This window comes from Streptomyces sp. NBC_00306 (assembly GCF_036169555.1).
Classification (GTDB): domain Bacteria; phylum Actinomycetota; class Actinomycetes; order Streptomycetales; family Streptomycetaceae; genus Streptomyces; species Streptomyces achmelvichensis.
Genome location: NZ_CP108032.1, coordinates 2,456,786 through 2,471,707 on the forward strand (window position 1 = coordinate 2,456,786; position 14,922 = coordinate 2,471,707).

A 14,922-nucleotide genomic window follows, 5' to 3' on the forward strand; every position below is an offset into this window, starting at 1 on the left:
GTCAAGCGGCCACCGATCTTGAAAACCGTCGTGGCGCGAGTCACCGTGGGTTCAAATCCCACACCCACCGCCAGGTGAAACGGCTCCTGACCAGGTTCTGGTCAGGGCCCGTTTCGCGTGCATGCTGCCCGTCTGACGCTGTGGTTCCCCGTCAGTCCCCGACCGATCGGGCACGCATGGGGCACGACAACTCGACGTGACTGAGCAGAGCAAACGGTCGGTGGAGCTCGGCAACGCTCAGGATCAGTCGTCCTCGATGTACTCGGGAGCCGGTGACCACGGCGGGGGCAGTTCATCGTCGGGCTGACCGACAACGCGGCGAGGGTAGCGATCGTGCCACCACCTACCGTTCCGCCGGCCTTCGGCCTTCTTCCCCTGCATAGGGGCTGTCGCAGCGGTGAACCGATCATCCATCGCGTTCAGAGAGGGCTGGCGTAGTGCGCGTACCCGATCGGTCAGGAGTGGCCACGCTTCACATAGCCAGTCACGGCAGGCCAATTCGTTGTGGTACTCCCAGACCCCCTCCGTGTCGAAACCCTCCTCGATGTCCGTCACGACCAGTCGCCACCTGGCCAGGGCCTCGTTGAGCGTCCAACCACTGCGGTACCGGTCGGCCAGGGCGCGCATGGCTGTGAGAACGGACGCGTTGTCCTCTTCCGTCAGCGGGGTGTCGGCCTGTTCGTCCACGCAGGGCACCGTAGCGCGTAGGTCGGCGGAGCGGCTTTGGGCTGGAGCTGCCATGGGGCGAGAGATCATGGCCCCTTACGCTGGCCGCGAATCGGGCAGTCTCTGGACCTGCCCGCAATAGCCCGATCTGGGGCCATGATCTTCGAGGCTCGCCCCATGGTGGCTGCGTAAAGCCGCGGAGCTGACCGCCCCAGCCACAGCGGGCTACCCTCTCGCGCATCTGGTGTGCTTGCTCAGCCGCGCGGCCGGCGTAGCCGGGGATGGAGCGGGGCGGAGACAGGAGCGTCGTCCCCGGCGGTGACGCCGGGGAGCGCGCGGCGAGCGGAGCGAGCCGCCTTGAACCCGTAGAGAAGGCTTCTACTCACTGCTTGTCGCCAGAACTATTCCGAACCACTTGAGGTTCGGCCCCCGCTTGCCGACTTGACCGTCCGAGCCCGACCGGAGCTACTGCTTCAACCACTGCGATGTGCGGTGATGACCAGTGTGCCGACCTTTCGTGGCCCGGGCGGTGCGGCGAGCACGCGGGCGGTATCTGTGGTGAACCCGTGGTCGTGCAGGATCGCCAGCCACCGTTCGGGTTCGTAGTCCCAGCGCTTCACAACAAGAGGGTCCTCGCCCTCGGACCGGTTGATGTACGAGGCTTGGCAGCCGTAGCAGCCTTCGATGGCGGGGCGTTGGGAGAAGGCGAGCACTCCGCCAGGACGTAGCCGCCGATGGACGACAGGCAGCAGATCGCCCGGGTCCGTGAACCAGACAGCGCCGAACACGGAGTAGATCGCGTCGAATTGCTCGCTACTCTCGGTCAGGAATCGCAGGGCGTCTGCGTGGTGCAGCGCCACGCCACTACCGTTCCAGCGCTCCTCGGCGGCGCTCAATTGCGCGCGAGATACGTCGACGCCGACCGCACGGGCTCCGAGAGCGGCGACGTGAGCGATGTTGCCGCCCTTACCGCAGCCGAGGGCAAGGACGTTCGCACCGGGCGTGATGGCCAGGACCTCAGCACCGGGGCCATGGTCGGCGTACTGAGTCCAGTTGAACCAGGTCCTTTCGCCGGCAGCGTTCGTCAGGCGCCGCTCGGGCTTCTGCTTCGAGTAGTTCTCCCACGCGACGTTGGTGTTCGTCACCTGCACTCCCTTCGCAGAGCCGGCCGCTCGGCGGATCGCCGGACGGCCGGCAGACCGTCGCCCCGTTACTTCTTCTTGCCACCGTTGGGACTGTCGCTGCATCCGGCGTGGCACTGGGAGCACTCACCCATCTTGGCCGTCTCGGGCCACAGATCGAGGTCGATCGTGAACCCCGCCTGAGTCATGGCAGCGAGCGTGCGCTCACGGGCCGCCTAGGGACTGGACGCCGACTCCTCACTGTCCGGGGTGGAGACGTGGTGAACGAACCGGCCGCCGACCCGCTCGCAGAACTGGGCGTAGTCGACGGTGTGGAGGATCCAGGTGTGCCAGCCGATGTCCACCAGCTTGCTCGGCGACAGTTCGACTCCCGGGCGCCGGCCGCTGGTGTCGGGGAAGGCGGCCGTCTGGCCGACGATACGGCGGGCCGTGCCGCGATCGATCTCAGGTTGGTCCTTGATGACGCGGGCGGTGAGGCGTCGCATCACCTCGGCCTCGACAAGCGTGGCCGGGTCGGTGGTACTCGCGGGACGGACTGACTCGATGGTCATGCTTCCTCCTGTAGGGATGTCGCCCTCCGCTGAGGGCCTGCCCGTCCACGCACCGGATGGAGAGGGGTGAACCGGCGCGGGCGGGAGTCTGCGGGACGATTCCGTGCTCGCCCTGAGGCAGCCCGGACAGGCGCAGGGCGGGTAGGCGAGGGACATCACGGGCGCATCGGCGGCCGAGACCACGCGTACGGCAGCCGGGGATCGCTCGAGCGTGCCCGGGTCGACGCGGTACACCCTGATCGTCATGCCGCGATGCGTGCCATTGCGGAGAGTCGTCACGCAATCACCTTGGCGGGAAGACCACGAGTGGCGCGGCGTCAGGAAAGGCGTCAAACCGGCGACACACGGGGCGTCATTTCGGTGTCATTGGCGGGGTGTTGGAGCTACCGTCTCTTGTATGGCCACACCGAACAGCGCGTTGCGAGCGGTCCGCCTCGGTCTGCTCATGTCCCAAGACGACTTTGCCCGCGCCGTGCGGGATGCCGGCACCCGCGCGGGCCAGCCCAACGATGCCAACAAGCGACTCGTACAACGCTGGGAGTCCGGCATCACCACCGCACCGCGAGCCGTGTACGCCCGCGCTCTGGAGTCCGTAACAGGACTGCCGATCGAGTCCCTCGGCTTCTCCGGCACGATGTCGACTGCGCTGGTTTCCGAGGACGGCCGCGGCGGCCACGACGTCGAAGCATCCACGAACATCGCCCCGACGGTCGCGCCGCACACGGAGCGGCAAGGCGCGCATCGCAACTACAGCGGCGTGTGGCTCAGCCGCTACGAGTACTTCAGCTCCGGCCGCGACTCGGCACTCATCGGTCAGCACTATGTCGTCGTACTGCAGCATGGCAACCGGCTCACCGTTCGCAGCTTGCCGGGGTCGTCCGACAGTCCGTTGACGATGGACCTGGAAATCGACGGTCACGTTGCCACGGGAACCTGGACTGAGCAGACCGCGACCGACGGCTACTACCGCGGTGCCCGCTACCACGGTGCGATTCAGCTGCTCATCGAGCCGACAGGCCGTCGCATGACGGGCAAGTGGGTCGGCTTCGGCAAAGAGTTCGACGTCAACACCGGGCCCTGGGAGCTCGTGTTCCAGGACGCCTCGACGAACAAGGCGACTCTCGCCGCATTCAACAAGCGGCCCACAGGCTGACCGGGGCTGATGGAGTGCCCTCGGCTCGCCCCGCCGGACAGACTGATGGGCCGAGCCGTGGCATCGCACCGCCGGCCCGCTGATGTCAGCCCTGGATGTCATGTGGCATCCAGGTGGCACGACGAAGGCCCCGACCATGATCGGTCGGGGCCTTCGCACTGGTGGGCGCGGACGGTTTCGAACCGCCGACATCTGCTTTGTAAGAGCAGCGCTCTACCCCTGAGCTACGCACCCGTGGATGAGTGAACAGGGTACATGGCCCACTGGCCCGCCCCGCAAACCCGTTTCCCACCCGCCAAGGCCACCCCGCACCCGCCGCGCCCCCGGGGGCTACCCCCACCCCCGACCCGGTGGTCGGCCGGATCGTACGCGTCGCCCCCTCGCTCATACCGTGAGAGCGCGTCGGCGGCGCAGTCGAGCGCACCGCACCGCACCGCCCGCGCCGTGCACAGCACCACCCGCACCGCCCGCACCGCACCGCACCACCGCATCCACAGGGGGAATGATCACCATGGCCGCTCACACCGGTACCCGCGTCACCACCGCGCGCTCATCCGCGCAGCGCCGCCTCCGGGCCGCCGTCGTCGGGGGTGGGGTCGCCGGGTTGGTCGTCGTGCTGGCGGGGTGTGGGGGTGCCGAGGCCGAGGACGCTCCCGTCGAGAGCAAGAAGTTTCCCCTCGCCGGGAAGACCCTCACCGTCGACAGCGACGACTCCCGTATCGACCTCGTCGCCGCCGATGTGAAGGACGTCGAGGTCACCCGGCAGGTCGATGGGTGGGTCTTCCTCGGGAGCGGGCCCGAGGCGACGTGGAAGATGAAGGGGGACCGGCTCACCCTGCGGGTCAAGTGCGCTGCCGTCGCGAGTGACTGCGAGGCCCGGCACACCGTGAAGGTGCCGCGGGATGTCGCGGTGACCGTGGAGGACGACAACGGGGGTGTCACCGCCGGCGGGTTCCGTACGCCGCTCACCATCCGGTCCGACAACGGGGCCGTCGAGGTGCGGGACTCCAGTGGGGCGCTGGATCTCGTGAGCGACAACGGCAAGGTCGTCGCGCAGGGCGTCACCGCGCGGACCGTGAAGGCGCGGTCGGAGAACGGAGGGGTGGAGCTCGGGCTCGCCGCCGTGCCGGACACCGTGGAGACCGTCAGCGACAACGGGCGGGTCGTCATCGAGCTGCCGCGCTCCGGGGCGCCGTACGCCGTGACCGCCAAGAGCGACAACGGCGGGGTCGATGTCGACGTGCCCACCGACGCCGGCAGCTCCCATGTCGTGAAGGCTCGCAGCGACAACGGCAAAGTGACGGTGCGAAGCGCGAACTAACCGACCCGTGTGTTCGTCACTACCTGGTGGGAGAATGAACCGGGTACGGCGACACGGCACGGGAGAGGGATGTGACGGCGACACACGCGCAGCCGCACGAAAGAGCGAAAGCGAGTGCCGTCCGGGATGTCCTCGCCCTGGTGCTGCTGCCTGTGCCGATGGTGGCCGTGGCGTTGTCGGGTGTGATGTCGGGATCGTTCGCCGGCGGGGGTACGCGGCGCTGGTTCGGCGGGCGCGGGGAGAGTCAGCGGGCCGACGCGCAGGCCGCGAAGGACGCCGCAGCCGCCGCTTTCTACGAGCTGGACACCGCGCAGCGCGATCTGCGGATCTCCATCGAGACGATCACGGCCGTGGACAGCTCGCCCGGGGCCCGTCGCACGGTGGACGACTTCGCCGCCCTCGGGCGGCGGATCGATGAGGTGAGCCAGCTCTACATCACCGCCGTCGACGCCCATGACCTCGACCGGGACGATCTCGAACCCTCCGTCGCCTCGCAGGCGCGCGGTGAGCTGAACCGTGCGAAGGACGAGCTCGTACGGGTCAAGGGCGATCTCGACCGGTTCGCCGCGGGGCTCGGGCCGCTGCTCGACAAGGCCGAGACGCAGCTGGCCCGGCTCGCCCCCGCCGTGGAGCGGGCGCGCCAGGCGCTCCTTTCTGCGAGCAATGCTCTCGATTCGGTGCGCAGCTCCGGTCTGCGAGCGGAGGATCTGGCCGCCCGCCTCGCCGCCCTCGCCCCCGAGCTGACCATGCTCAACCAGGGCGCCGGGCGCCACGGCGTCGCCGAGACCCTCCAGCGGGCCGACCGGGTGATGCGCGACGCCGAGGCCGTACGGGCCGAGGCCGAGCGGCTGCCCGAGCTCGCCGCGGAGATCGACAAGCGTCTGGTGTCGCTGCGTACGCGCGCCCAGGCCCTCACCAACCGTGCCGGCACCGTCGACCCTGTCCTCAGCGAGCTGCGGCGCCGTTTCGCCGCCGCCTGCTGGCAGGACCTCCAGCCGGTGCCCGACCAGGCCGCGAACAGCGTGCGGCAGGCCGAGGAGAAGCTCCGCGAGGCGGCGAAGGCGCGCGAGGAGCAGCGCTGGCCGGACGCGACCGCCCTCCTCAGCACGGTCCGCGCGCTGCTGAACAGCACCGATGAGGCGGTCTCGGCCGCCGGTGACCGGCTCCAGCGGCTGAACGCCGTGTCCAAGGACCCGCAGCACGAGATCGACCGCACACGCTTCGCCATCCGCGATGCCCAGCGGCTCGCGATGGCCGGACGCAACACCCCCGATCCCCGTCACGCGCGCCCGCTGGACGACGCGGTCGCCCGGCTGGACCGGGCCGTCACCGGCCTCGAAGGGCGTCACCCCGACTACTGGCACTTCCTGATGGAGACGGAAGCCGTACGGCGTACGGCGGCCCGCGTGGTCGACCAGATCAGGGAGGACCGGGGCGCCCACAGCGGCTGACCGGCGGATCGGGCCCTGTACCGCCGCCAAGCCGCGAGGCGTTCCCTGTGCCCGCCGGGCCGCGCCCGCCTTCCGTACCGCCCCCCGACCGGCCCAGTGGGCCCCCGCCGGCACCCGGCCCCACTCACCGGCCCCAGGCGCCCTCGCACCCGGCCGCACCCAGGCGCCCCCCGGCCCACTGAGTTGAAGCCGTCCCGTCGCAGGCGGATGCTGGAAGGACGAGTACGTCCCCAAGGAGGCCGGACATGGCCGCTCACGTACTGCACGGCAGAAGCCGGAACACCGCCGGAGGCAAGCGCCTCCGGTTCGACGATCACCTTCCCGTCGACCACCGCCTCAGCCGCGTCTACCGCGTCGGTGCCGGACTGATGGGGCTGATCCTGATCGCCTTCGGCATCCTCGGGCTGATCGACAAGATCGGTTTCTTCGACACCGACGGTGACAAGGTCGCCGGTCTGAGCACGAACGGCGCGCTGAGCGTCCTCTCCATCTGTGTGGGAGTTCTGCTGCTCGTCGGCATGGTCATCGGCGGCAATGTCGCCTCGACGCTGAACATGGTCCTCGGCGTCCTCTTCGTCGCGAGCGGCTTCATCAATCTCGCCCTGCTGGACACCGACTTCAACCCGCTCGCCTTCGAGATCCAGAACGTGCTGTTCAGCTTTGTGGTGGGGCTGATGCTGATGACGTTCGGGATGTACGGCAGGGTCAGTTCGACGTTGCCGCACGACAACCCGTACTGGCGCGCCCGCCATCCCGAGGAGGCCGAGCGGGAGCTCCACGCAAGCCGCCGGGCCGAGGCCAAGGCGGTGCAGGGATCCGGGTCGGAGCGGGAGCCGGCCGGCCTCACCACCGGCACCCGGCAGGGACCGGGCGCCACCGACACTCCAGGCACCACCGGTACTCGGGGCGCCACCGGTACTCCAGGCACCACCGGTACTCCAGGCACCACCGGTACGCACGGCATCACCGGTACGCACGGCGGCACGCGGGACTCCGCTTCCGGAGCCTCCGAGTCCCGGAGGGACCCGCCCGGCCCGCGGCCGACCGCGTAGCCTGAGGCCATGCCCCGTTACGAATACCGCTGCCGCAGCTGCGGCGACACCTTCGAGGTCAGCCGGCCGATGGCCCGCTCCGCCGATCCGGCGAGCTGCCCGGCCGGCCACGAGGACACCGTGAAGCTGCTGTCCACCGTCGCCGTCGGCGGTACGAAGTCCTCCCCCGCGCCCGCTCCCAGCGGTGGTGGCGGGGGCGGCGGCTGCTGTGGTGGCGGCTGCTGCGGCTGACGGACGCCCGCCCGGACGCGCCCGCGGACCACACCCCCGCGGGCGCCCCGCACGCCCTCAGCACCCGGCGCACCGGCGTCACCACCACGCGCACCCGACCACCAGCGCCACCACACGCACCCGCCGGCACCACACGCACCGGCCGGCACCTCACGAACCCAGATACCGCAGCACCGCCAGCACACGACGTGAGTAGCCCGTCGTGCCCGTCAGGCCGAGCTTGTCGAAGATCGCGTTGATGTGTTTCTCCACCGCGCTCTGCGACACATGGAGATGCGCGGCGATCGACGCGTTGGTGTGCCCCTGCGCCATCTCCCCCAGCACGTCACGCTCCCTCGCCGTCAGCCGCGAGAGCGGGTCCGTACGGCTGCTGCGGGCCAGGAGCTGGCGGACCACCTCGGGGTCGAAGGCCGCCCGCCCCCGCCCCACCCGCTCCAACGCGTCCAGGAACTCGTCCACTTGGACCACTCGGTCCTTGAGGAGGTAGCCGACGCCCTGATGGCCGACGCCCGGACCCGCACCCTGAGGGCCGTCCGGGTCCGGGGTCAGCAGCTCGGTCGCGTACCGCTTCTCCACGTACTGCGACAGCACCAGAACACCCACCTCCGGCCGCCGGCGGCGGATCTCCAAGGCGGCGCGCAGGCCCTCGTCGGTGTGGGTCGGAGGCATCCGGACGTCCGCGACGACCACGTCCGGCGTGTGCGCCTCGACGGCCGCGAGCAGTTGTTCCGCGTCGCCGACCGCCGCGAGGACCTCGTGGCCTTCCTCCGCGAGCAGGCGTACGAGGCCCTCCCGCAGCAGGGTCGAGTCCTCGGCCAGGATTACGCGCACGGCAGCTCCGCGGTGATCTCGGTGGGTCCTCCGGCCGGGCTGTGCACCGCGAACCGGCCGTCGAGCGCGGCGACCCGGCCCGCGAGGCCGAGCAGTCCTCCGCCCGTCGGGTCGGCGCCGCCCGAGCCGTCGTCCTCGACGCGCAGGCACAGCGTCCGTGCGCCGGGCTCACGTCGCAGGGTGACGGTGATACGGGTGGCGCCGGAGTGCTTGACCACGTTGGTGACGGCTTCGGAGACGACGAAGTAGGCGACGGTCTGCACCTGGCGGCCGGGAGGTTCGTCAACGGTGTAGTCCAGGTGCACGGGCAGCGGGGTGCGTTCCGCGACGGTCTCCAGGGCGGCGCGCAGTCCCGCCTCGTCCAGCACGGTCGGGTAGATGCGCCAGGCGACCTCGCGCAGCTCGGCCAGGGCGCGGCGGCTCTCCTCGTGGGCCTGGAGGAGGAGTTGGCCGGCGCGTTCGGTGTCGCGGCTGCGCCGGGCGCGGCCGATGAGCATGCCGAGGGCGACGAGGCGTTGCTGGACGCCGTCGTGGAGGTCGCGCTCGATGCGGCGGCGTTCGTCGTGGACGGCGTCCATCATCTCGGCGCGGCTGGTGGCGAGTTGGGTGATGCGCCGCTCCAACTCGTCCTGATGGCTGGGACCGAGGAGACGCCCGGCCAGCTGCCCTTCCAGCAGGGCGGTGCCGAAGACGGCCTGGACGGTGAGGAACACGAGGAACAGCCCGGCCAGGCCGGTGCCGACGACCGCCCAGGGGTATTCGATGCCGTTGAAGAACCAGCCGAACAGGCCGAATCCGACGTAGAGGGTGCCGGTCGCCATGCAGAACAGCACGAGACCGCCGAGCAGCCCCAGCGGCCAGCGGGCCACGACGTAGCGCAGGGCGCGCCCGTCGTCGTACGTGTCGGAGATGCGCACTCCGAGGAAGCGGCTCAGCCGGCGCCGCTCGGTGTCCGCGATCCTCGCCGCGATCGCACCGAGCCGCCGCAGCACGGCGCGGCGGCCGCGCGGCCAGGCAAGGACGAGCAGCAGGGACAGGCCCGCCGGCAGGGCGAGGAGCAGTTCGGCGACGGCGGTCGCGGCCCCGAGGGCCAGCCCCGCCGCGTACCACGCTCCCCGTACCGCCACCGCCCTCATGATCGGTCACGCTAGCCGGTCCGGCACAGCTCGCACACTGCGGAAAACCGCAGGATGGTGTGCGGCGGCCTTCAGTCTCTCTTCAGCTTCGGCTCCCTAGCGTGGCCCGCATGGAAACCGCGATCGAAAGCAGCGCTCCGGGCTGGGTCAACGGCCTGATGGACACCCTGGGCGCCCCGGGGGCGGGCATCGCCATCGCCCTGGAGAACCTCTTCCCTCCGCTGCCCAGCGAGGTGATCCTGCCGCTGGCGGGCTTCTCGGCGAGCACCGGGCAGATGAACCTGATCGCGGCCCTTGTGTGGACGACGGCGGGCTCGGTGATCGGTGCGCTCGCGCTGTACGGGGTCGGCGCGCTGCTCGGCAGGGACCGTACGGTCGCCATCGCCGCGAAGCTGCCGTTGCTGAAGGTCGCCGACATCGAGCGGACGGAGGCGTGGTTCGCGCGGCACGGTGCGAAGGCGGTGTTCTTCGGGAGGATGATCCCGATCTTCCGGTCGCTGATCTCGGTGCCGGCGGGTGTGGAGCGGATGTCGCTGCCGCTGTTCCTCGGGCTGACGACGCTGGGCAGCGCGATCTGGAACACCGTCTTCATCCTCGCCGGATACCTGCTCGGCGAGAACTGGCAGGACGTGACCGGTTATGTCTCCACCTACTCGACCGTGGTGCTGGTGGCCGCGGTGCTCGGGGTGGTGGCGTTCATCGGCGTACGCCTGCGCAAGCGGGGCACCGGGGTACGGCGCCGCTGACCGACCGGGCGGCGGGGGCGGCGGAACACCACCTCCCCCGCCCCGCCCCGGTCAGGCCGCCGGCAGCGACGCCACCGGGCCGATCGCGCCGAGCAGCCGCCGCAGGATCTCCTCGCCCGCCGCGATGCCCGTCTCCTCCAGCACCTCGACGTTCGCCGCGCGCCAGCCGCTGTCGGCGAGTTCGCCGTGGCCGGGCCGCCAGCCGCGGTCCGCGGCGTGCAGCAGGTCGGCGTCGAGGAGGGAGTCCCCGGCGGCGAGGATCTGCTCGGCGCCGGTGCGCCGGGCGACCTCACGGACCGCCGCGCTCTTGGTGAGCGGCTGCGGTACGGCGTAGATCTTGCGGCCCTGGAGGGAGACGGCCCAGCCGTGGGGCGCCGCCCATTCGGCGAGCTCCTTGACCCAGCCGTCGGGCAGCAGGGCGCGCTCGACGACGAGGTACGCGAACAGATCCTCGGCGACGCGTTCCTTGAGCAGCCAGGCCGGGTCGGCCGCGGCGACGAGATGGGCGCGGACCTCGTCCAGCGAGGCGCACTCGTCGCCGAGGCGGGCGGCCACCTGCCGCTGCCAGTCGGGGTCGGAGACGCCGTCGACGAGGATGTGCCCGCCGTTGGCGCAGATGGCGAACTGCGGTGTGGGGCCGGGGAGATGGATCCGGCCGTACTGCTCGCGGGTGCGGGTCGTCGTCGGTACGAAGACGCCGGCCGCGGCGAGTTCGGGCAGCAGCCCGGCGGCCGTCTCGGTGATGTACGACAGGGGCTTGCCCCCGTACACCTCGACGCAGAGCAGCCGGGGGGCGTCCGCGTCGGGCATCGTGAGCTGGAGCGCCGCGCTGGAGTAGATGAGGGTGCGGTCGAGGTCGCTGGCGACGAGGGTGGGCGCGGTGCTCACGGCGTCGTCACCGCCCTGCCGTCGGCGCCGGTCGCGCCGCGTGTGTACTGGGGGTGGATCAACCCGACGCAGGTGTAAGGGAGTTCGTCGACCTCCTCGACCGGTACGCCGCGGTGCTCGGCCAGCAGCCGCACATGGTCCAGGTCGGCGCCCGCGCCGCGCTTGGCGAGGATCTTCCAGGGGACGCGCCGCAGCAGCACCCGGGTCGTCTCGCCCACGCCCGGCTTGACCAGGTTCACATCGTGGATGCCGTACTCCTCGCTGATGCGCTCGACGGCGGCCCAGCCCTCCCAGGTCGGGGCGCGGTCGGCGGCCAGCAGCTCCTTGACCTCGGCGTCGACCGCGACGGCGACCTCGTCGAAGCGGGCGGCCACGGTGTCGAGGAAGTGGTTCGAGACGTCGGCGTCCGCGAGTTCGCGGTAGAACTTCGCGCCGTGGAAGTCGTCCGGGCCGACCAGGTCGGAGCGCAGGACGGTGCGCGATATCAGGCCGGAGACCGTGGAGTTGAGGCACGCGGAGGGTATGAGGAAGTCCTCGCGGGTGCCGTAGGTGCGCACGCAGCCGCCCGGGTCGGCCAGCACGGCGATCTCCGGGTCGAAGCCCTCGAACTCGGCGACCGCGGCGGCCAGTTCGCGGGTGATCGCGCCCTTGCCGGTCCAGCCGTCGACGAATACGACGTCGGCGGGGTCGTGGTGCTGCTGGAGCCAGCGCAGGGCGTTGGCGTCGATGCCGCGGCCCCGCACGATGGACACGGCGTAGTGCGGCAGGTCGATGCCGTGCCGGTGCTGGGCCCAGCGGCGCATCAGCACCCCGACGGGGGTGCCGGCGCGGGCCAGCGAGACCAGGACCGGTCGCGGGTGGGGGTCCGTCCCGCGCCGGCCGCGGCGCAGGGGGACCTCCGCGAGGACGGTCTCGGTGACGGTGCCGACGGCGCGGGCGATGCGGGCCGCGGAGGTGTCCAGCGCGGCCTTGAAGAGCTGCTGGTACTCGGCGCTCGGCTGGTACTCCACCGGCAGCGACTCGGCGTAGTGCGCGCCCCCGCTCTGGATGGCCTCCTCGCGCTCCTCGGTCGGCGCCTCCAGTTCGGCGTCCGAGAGGTCCTGGAGCAGCCAGCCGACCTCGTCGGCGGCGTAGGAGGAGAACGCGGGTCCGCGCAGGGGCTCGGGCAGCATGGACGCCCTTCCGGGGGTGTACGGGGTGTGCGGGGTGTACGAGGGCACGACGGCCAGCACGACGTGCGGCGTGTGGGCGGCCAGCTGTGCGAGCAGGCCGTCGGGGGCGTGCAGCCGGGGGGTGTCGGCGACGGAGTCCACGACCGCGACGACGGCGTCGAAGCCGCCGCCGGCGACGTTGTAGGCGTACCGCTCGCCGGGGCCGTCGGCCGGGTCGTCGTGGGCGGGGAACACGAGCCGGGTGCGGATCGCGTAGCCGGGGTCGTCGACGGCGAGGACGGGTGAACGGGTGGTGGTGGAGTAGCGCACCTCGGCGTCGGCGATCCGCTCCAGGGCGGTGCCGAGGCGCAGGGGCGCGTACATGAGCTCCTCGAACCCGAGAACGAGAACGCGGGGGCGCGGGCGCGCGGCGGCGCCGACCCCGGTCGCGGCGCCGTCCCCGGTCGCGGTCGCCGTCGGGAGGTCGAGCGCCCGCGCGATGCGGTGCGCCATCGCCGGCGCCTCGGCGTCCAGCCGGTCGCGGTGCTCGGGGGTGAAGCCGTGCCGTCCGCCGTCGGGCACGCCCTCCGGCCACTCCAGCTCGACGCGCCGCACCCGGCCGGCCGGCCCCTCGGGAGTCCTCGGCGCCTCACCGGTACGGGCTTCGTACTGCGCGACCAGGGCCTGCCCCTTCTCCAGCACGCCCTCCGGCAGGCTCACCGTGCCCGAGGCCAGCGACACGAGGTCGACCCGAGCGCCGATCTCCGTCGCGAAGGACTCCAGCCGGGCCCGGTCCTGCTCCGCGCGCATATCGACCAGCGCCACGATCACATAGCGGTCGCGCGGATAGCGTTCGTGCAGGTCACGAATGGTGTTGAGGACGGTGTTGCCCGTGGAGAACTCGTCGTCCACGAGGATCAGCGGGCCCTCGCCCGCCAGCAGGTCCGGATCCTCCGGCAGCAGCAGGTGCGAGGTGGCGTGGGAGTGGGACTCCTCGAAGCCTCCGGCGCGCTCCACACCCTCGACCGGTCGCCGCGTGGAGTGCAGATACGGCGCGAGAGCGATCCCGTCCGCCACCGAGTGACCGAGGCCGGTCGCCGTCTCCGCGTAGCCGAGGACGACCGCCCGGGCCGCCTCCTCGTCGCCGAGGAGCTTGCGCACCCGCTCACCGAGGCCGTGCCCCGCGTCGTACACGACGGAGGGGGCCTGCGGCACATGCTTGCCCAGCACGTTCGACACGAGCAGATGTGCCCGCTTGGGATTGCGGCGCAGGGCCAGTCCCAGCAGGGCGGGCAGCTGCTCGTCTCCTCGGAGCCCGACGCCCAGCCGCTCCGCGACCCACGTTCCCGACCAGACCACGTCGACGTTCTCTTTCCTCGTCATTCAGCCGGCGAGCCCGGCCGCGAGCAGTTCCACGAAGCCGACCTCTTCCCGGGCGACCCCGAAGACCTCGGCGCGCAGCAGGGTGCGCTCGGCCCAGGCCCGGTGCGGCTTCACTTCGTTCATCTTGTTCGTATACGCGGAGCGCATCACTCCGCCTCCTTCCCGGTCCGGGCGAAGGATGTCCCGCGCATCGCTGAACTCCTCGTGACTGACGACCGACAGAGCGTGTACGGGCAGGACGTGCGAGGGGTGGATGCAGGTCTTGCCCTGGAGGCCGTTGGCCCGGTCCAGCTCGATCTCGCGCAGCAGTCCGTCCAGGTCGTGCTCGATCAGCGCGGTGCGCAGCTCCTCCGCCCGGCCCTCCATGAAGGGGCTGCGGCGCAGCTGCGGCTTGAACATGCGCTCCTGGAGCCTGAAGTACTCCCACACAGGGCCGGTCACGGTGAATCCGGTGCCGTCGGCCCTTCCGAGGACGTTCACCACGTCGGCGATGACGGCGGCGACGATCTGCACGTCGTAGGCGGTCATGGCGGGTGCGCGGCGCAGCCCGTAAGCCGAGCAGAAGTCGGTGACGCCGAGCCGGAGCGCGAGGACGCGCTCGCGGTACTTGTCGACGGTGCGGGCGATCCCGGCGAGTGTCTCGGTGCGGGTCTCCAGATGGAGAAGTTCCGGGGATTCCAGGACGGGCATCGCGAAGAGCCGCTGTCCGGTGGCCGTCTCGGCGTCGGTGAGCGCCTCCAGGAAGGGCACTCCACGCTCATCCGTGAACTTGGGAAGTACGAATCCGGACAGATGACGGACGGAGGAGCCGAGGCGCTGTGCCAGATCGGGAATCTGACCGGGTTCCCGGACCCGGATGAACAGAAGCGGGAGCTCGGCGCCGCGCTCGTCGAGGGCGGCGAACTGCCGGACCAGGTTCTCCTCCGCCTCCGGCACATCGGCGTCGTCGATGGAATCCTCCAGGCAGAGGACCATGGAGACCACTCCGTTGCCCGCCAGCTTGATCACGTCGTCGGCGAGGTTCGGACGGGTGGCGGGGCTGTAGAGCGTCGCGCCCAGCGCGGCCGCGAGTGTACGAGCGGGAGCGGCGGTGGTGAATTCGCACGGCTCCTGATGGAACAGACTGTCGCGGACGCCAGGCGGAAGGTGCCCGAAATGACGCATTTATTTCCCCCGTACTGCTCTGGCGGCCGAACTGGCGTGGCCGGTAATAGTACGTA

The 14,922-nt window shown here is 70.9% G+C and carries 14 protein-coding genes and 1 tRNA gene; 6 read left to right on the top strand and 9 right to left on the bottom strand.

The features are described from left to right. Positions 1 to 243 precede the first annotated feature (243 nt). The 3 genes from OHA05_RS10870 to OHA05_RS10880 all read right to left on the bottom strand — a co-directional run bounded on the left by OHA05_RS10870 (position 244) and on the right by OHA05_RS10880 (position 2,359). Positions 244 to 687: a hypothetical protein gene (locus OHA05_RS10870; protein WP_328860447.1), complete on the bottom strand. Its 444-nt coding sequence runs from the start codon at positions 685 to 687 to the stop codon at positions 244 to 246. Between the two features lie 452 nt (positions 688 to 1,139). Further along, complete coding sequence (locus OHA05_RS10875; protein ID WP_328860448.1) at positions 1,140 to 1,811, bottom strand: class I SAM-dependent methyltransferase; 672 nt, start codon at positions 1,809 to 1,811, stop codon at positions 1,140 to 1,142. Between the two features lie 212 nt (positions 1,812 to 2,023). Further along, positions 2,024 to 2,359 (bottom strand): hypothetical protein, encoded by a 336-nt coding sequence (locus tag OHA05_RS10880; RefSeq protein ID WP_328860449.1) that lies wholly within the window; start codon positions 2,357 to 2,359, stop codon positions 2,024 to 2,026. A 397-nt stretch (positions 2,360 to 2,756) separates the two neighbouring features. On the opposite strand from OHA05_RS10880, the gene OHA05_RS10885 reads away from it, so the two are divergent. Further along, positions 2,757 to 3,512, top strand: a complete 756-nt coding sequence (locus OHA05_RS10885; RefSeq protein ID WP_313946533.1) for an XRE family transcriptional regulator — start codon at positions 2,757 to 2,759, stop codon at positions 3,510 to 3,512. Between the two features lie 159 nt (positions 3,513 to 3,671). Here OHA05_RS10885 and OHA05_RS10890 read toward each other — a convergent pair. After that, positions 3,672 to 3,746 (bottom strand) — tRNA-Val (locus tag OHA05_RS10890). Between the two features lie 277 nt (positions 3,747 to 4,023). On the opposite strand from OHA05_RS10890, the gene OHA05_RS10895 reads away from it, so the two are divergent. From OHA05_RS10895 to OHA05_RS10910, 4 genes are all read left to right on the top strand, one after another. Then, positions 4,024 to 4,833: a DUF4097 family beta strand repeat-containing protein gene (locus OHA05_RS10895; RefSeq protein ID WP_313946532.1), complete on the top strand. Its 810-nt coding sequence runs from the start codon at positions 4,024 to 4,026 to the stop codon at positions 4,831 to 4,833. Between the two features lie 71 nt (positions 4,834 to 4,904). Continuing rightward, entirely contained in the window at positions 4,905 to 6,284 is a 1,380-nt protein-coding gene (locus tag OHA05_RS10900; protein ID WP_313946531.1) for a hypothetical protein, read from the top strand. 245 nt (positions 6,285 to 6,529) lie between these two features. Then, a complete protein-coding gene (locus tag OHA05_RS10905) occupies positions 6,530 to 7,336 on the top strand; it encodes a DUF4383 domain-containing protein (RefSeq protein ID WP_328860450.1) in 807 nt (268 codons plus the stop codon). A gap of 9 nt (positions 7,337 to 7,345) precedes the next feature. Next, the gene (locus OHA05_RS10910; RefSeq protein ID WP_313946529.1) at positions 7,346 to 7,567 is read left to right on the top strand and encodes an FmdB family zinc ribbon protein; all 222 of its coding nucleotides are present in this window, start codon (positions 7,346 to 7,348) and stop codon (positions 7,565 to 7,567) included. Between the two features lie 150 nt (positions 7,568 to 7,717). On the opposite strand, the gene OHA05_RS10915 is transcribed toward OHA05_RS10910, so the two are convergent. Further along, entirely contained in the window at positions 7,718 to 8,398 is a 681-nt protein-coding gene (locus OHA05_RS10915; RefSeq protein ID WP_328860451.1) for a response regulator transcription factor, read from the bottom strand. Then, complete coding sequence (locus OHA05_RS10920; protein WP_313946527.1) at positions 8,389 to 9,534, bottom strand: sensor histidine kinase; 1,146 nt, start codon at positions 9,532 to 9,534, stop codon at positions 8,389 to 8,391. The genes OHA05_RS10915 and OHA05_RS10920 overlap by 10 nt, the downstream gene beginning before the upstream one ends. A gap of 110 nt (positions 9,535 to 9,644) precedes the next feature. Here OHA05_RS10920 and OHA05_RS10925 point away from each other — a divergent pair, with 110 nt between their 5' ends. Then, positions 9,645 to 10,280, top strand: coding sequence for a DedA family protein (locus OHA05_RS10925; protein WP_313946526.1), 636 nt, complete (start codon positions 9,645 to 9,647; stop codon positions 10,278 to 10,280). Positions 10,281 to 10,331: 51 nt separating this feature from the next. On the opposite strand, the gene OHA05_RS10930 is transcribed toward OHA05_RS10925, so the two are convergent. From OHA05_RS10930 to OHA05_RS10940, 3 genes are read right to left on the bottom strand one after another with little or no spacing between them, the layout of a single operon-like run. Next, positions 10,332 to 11,168, bottom strand: coding sequence for an HAD family hydrolase (locus tag OHA05_RS10930; RefSeq protein ID WP_313946525.1), 837 nt, complete (start codon positions 11,166 to 11,168; stop codon positions 10,332 to 10,334). After that, positions 11,165 to 13,702: a phosphoribosyltransferase gene (locus OHA05_RS10935; RefSeq protein ID WP_328860452.1), complete on the bottom strand. Its 2,538-nt coding sequence runs from the start codon at positions 13,700 to 13,702 to the stop codon at positions 11,165 to 11,167. The genes OHA05_RS10930 and OHA05_RS10935 overlap by 4 nt, the downstream gene beginning before the upstream one ends. Next, positions 13,703 to 14,866, bottom strand: a complete 1,164-nt coding sequence (locus tag OHA05_RS10940; protein ID WP_313946523.1) for an HpcH/HpaI aldolase/citrate lyase family protein — start codon at positions 14,864 to 14,866, stop codon at positions 13,703 to 13,705. Between the last annotated feature and the right edge of the window lie 56 nt (positions 14,867 to 14,922).

Excerpts from the sequence above, each read along its gene's own strand:
- OHA05_RS10895 (WP_313946532.1), top strand. The coding sequence starts at position 4,024 with ATGGCCGCTCACACCGGTACCCGCGTCACCACCGCGCGCTCATCCGCG.
- OHA05_RS10905 (WP_328860450.1), top strand. The coding sequence starts at position 6,530 with ATGGCCGCTCACGTACTGCACGGCAGAAGCCGGAACACCGCCGGAGGC.
- OHA05_RS10935 (WP_328860452.1), bottom strand. The coding sequence starts at position 13,702 with ATGACGAGGAAAGAGAACGTCGACGTGGTCTGGTCGGGAACGTGGGTC.
- OHA05_RS10920 (WP_313946527.1), bottom strand. The coding sequence starts at position 9,534 with ATGAGGGCGGTGGCGGTACGGGGAGCGTGGTACGCGGCGGGGCTGGCC.
- OHA05_RS10880 (WP_328860449.1), bottom strand. The coding sequence starts at position 2,359 with ATGACCATCGAGTCAGTCCGTCCCGCGAGTACCACCGACCCGGCCACG.
- OHA05_RS10940 (WP_313946523.1), bottom strand. The coding sequence starts at position 14,866 with ATGCGTCATTTCGGGCACCTTCCGCCTGGCGTCCGCGACAGTCTGTTC.
- OHA05_RS10925 (WP_313946526.1), top strand. The coding sequence starts at position 9,645 with ATGGAAACCGCGATCGAAAGCAGCGCTCCGGGCTGGGTCAACGGCCTG.
- OHA05_RS10885 (WP_313946533.1), top strand. The coding sequence starts at position 2,757 with ATGGCCACACCGAACAGCGCGTTGCGAGCGGTCCGCCTCGGTCTGCTC.
- OHA05_RS10910 (WP_313946529.1), top strand. The coding sequence starts at position 7,346 with ATGCCCCGTTACGAATACCGCTGCCGCAGCTGCGGCGACACCTTCGAG.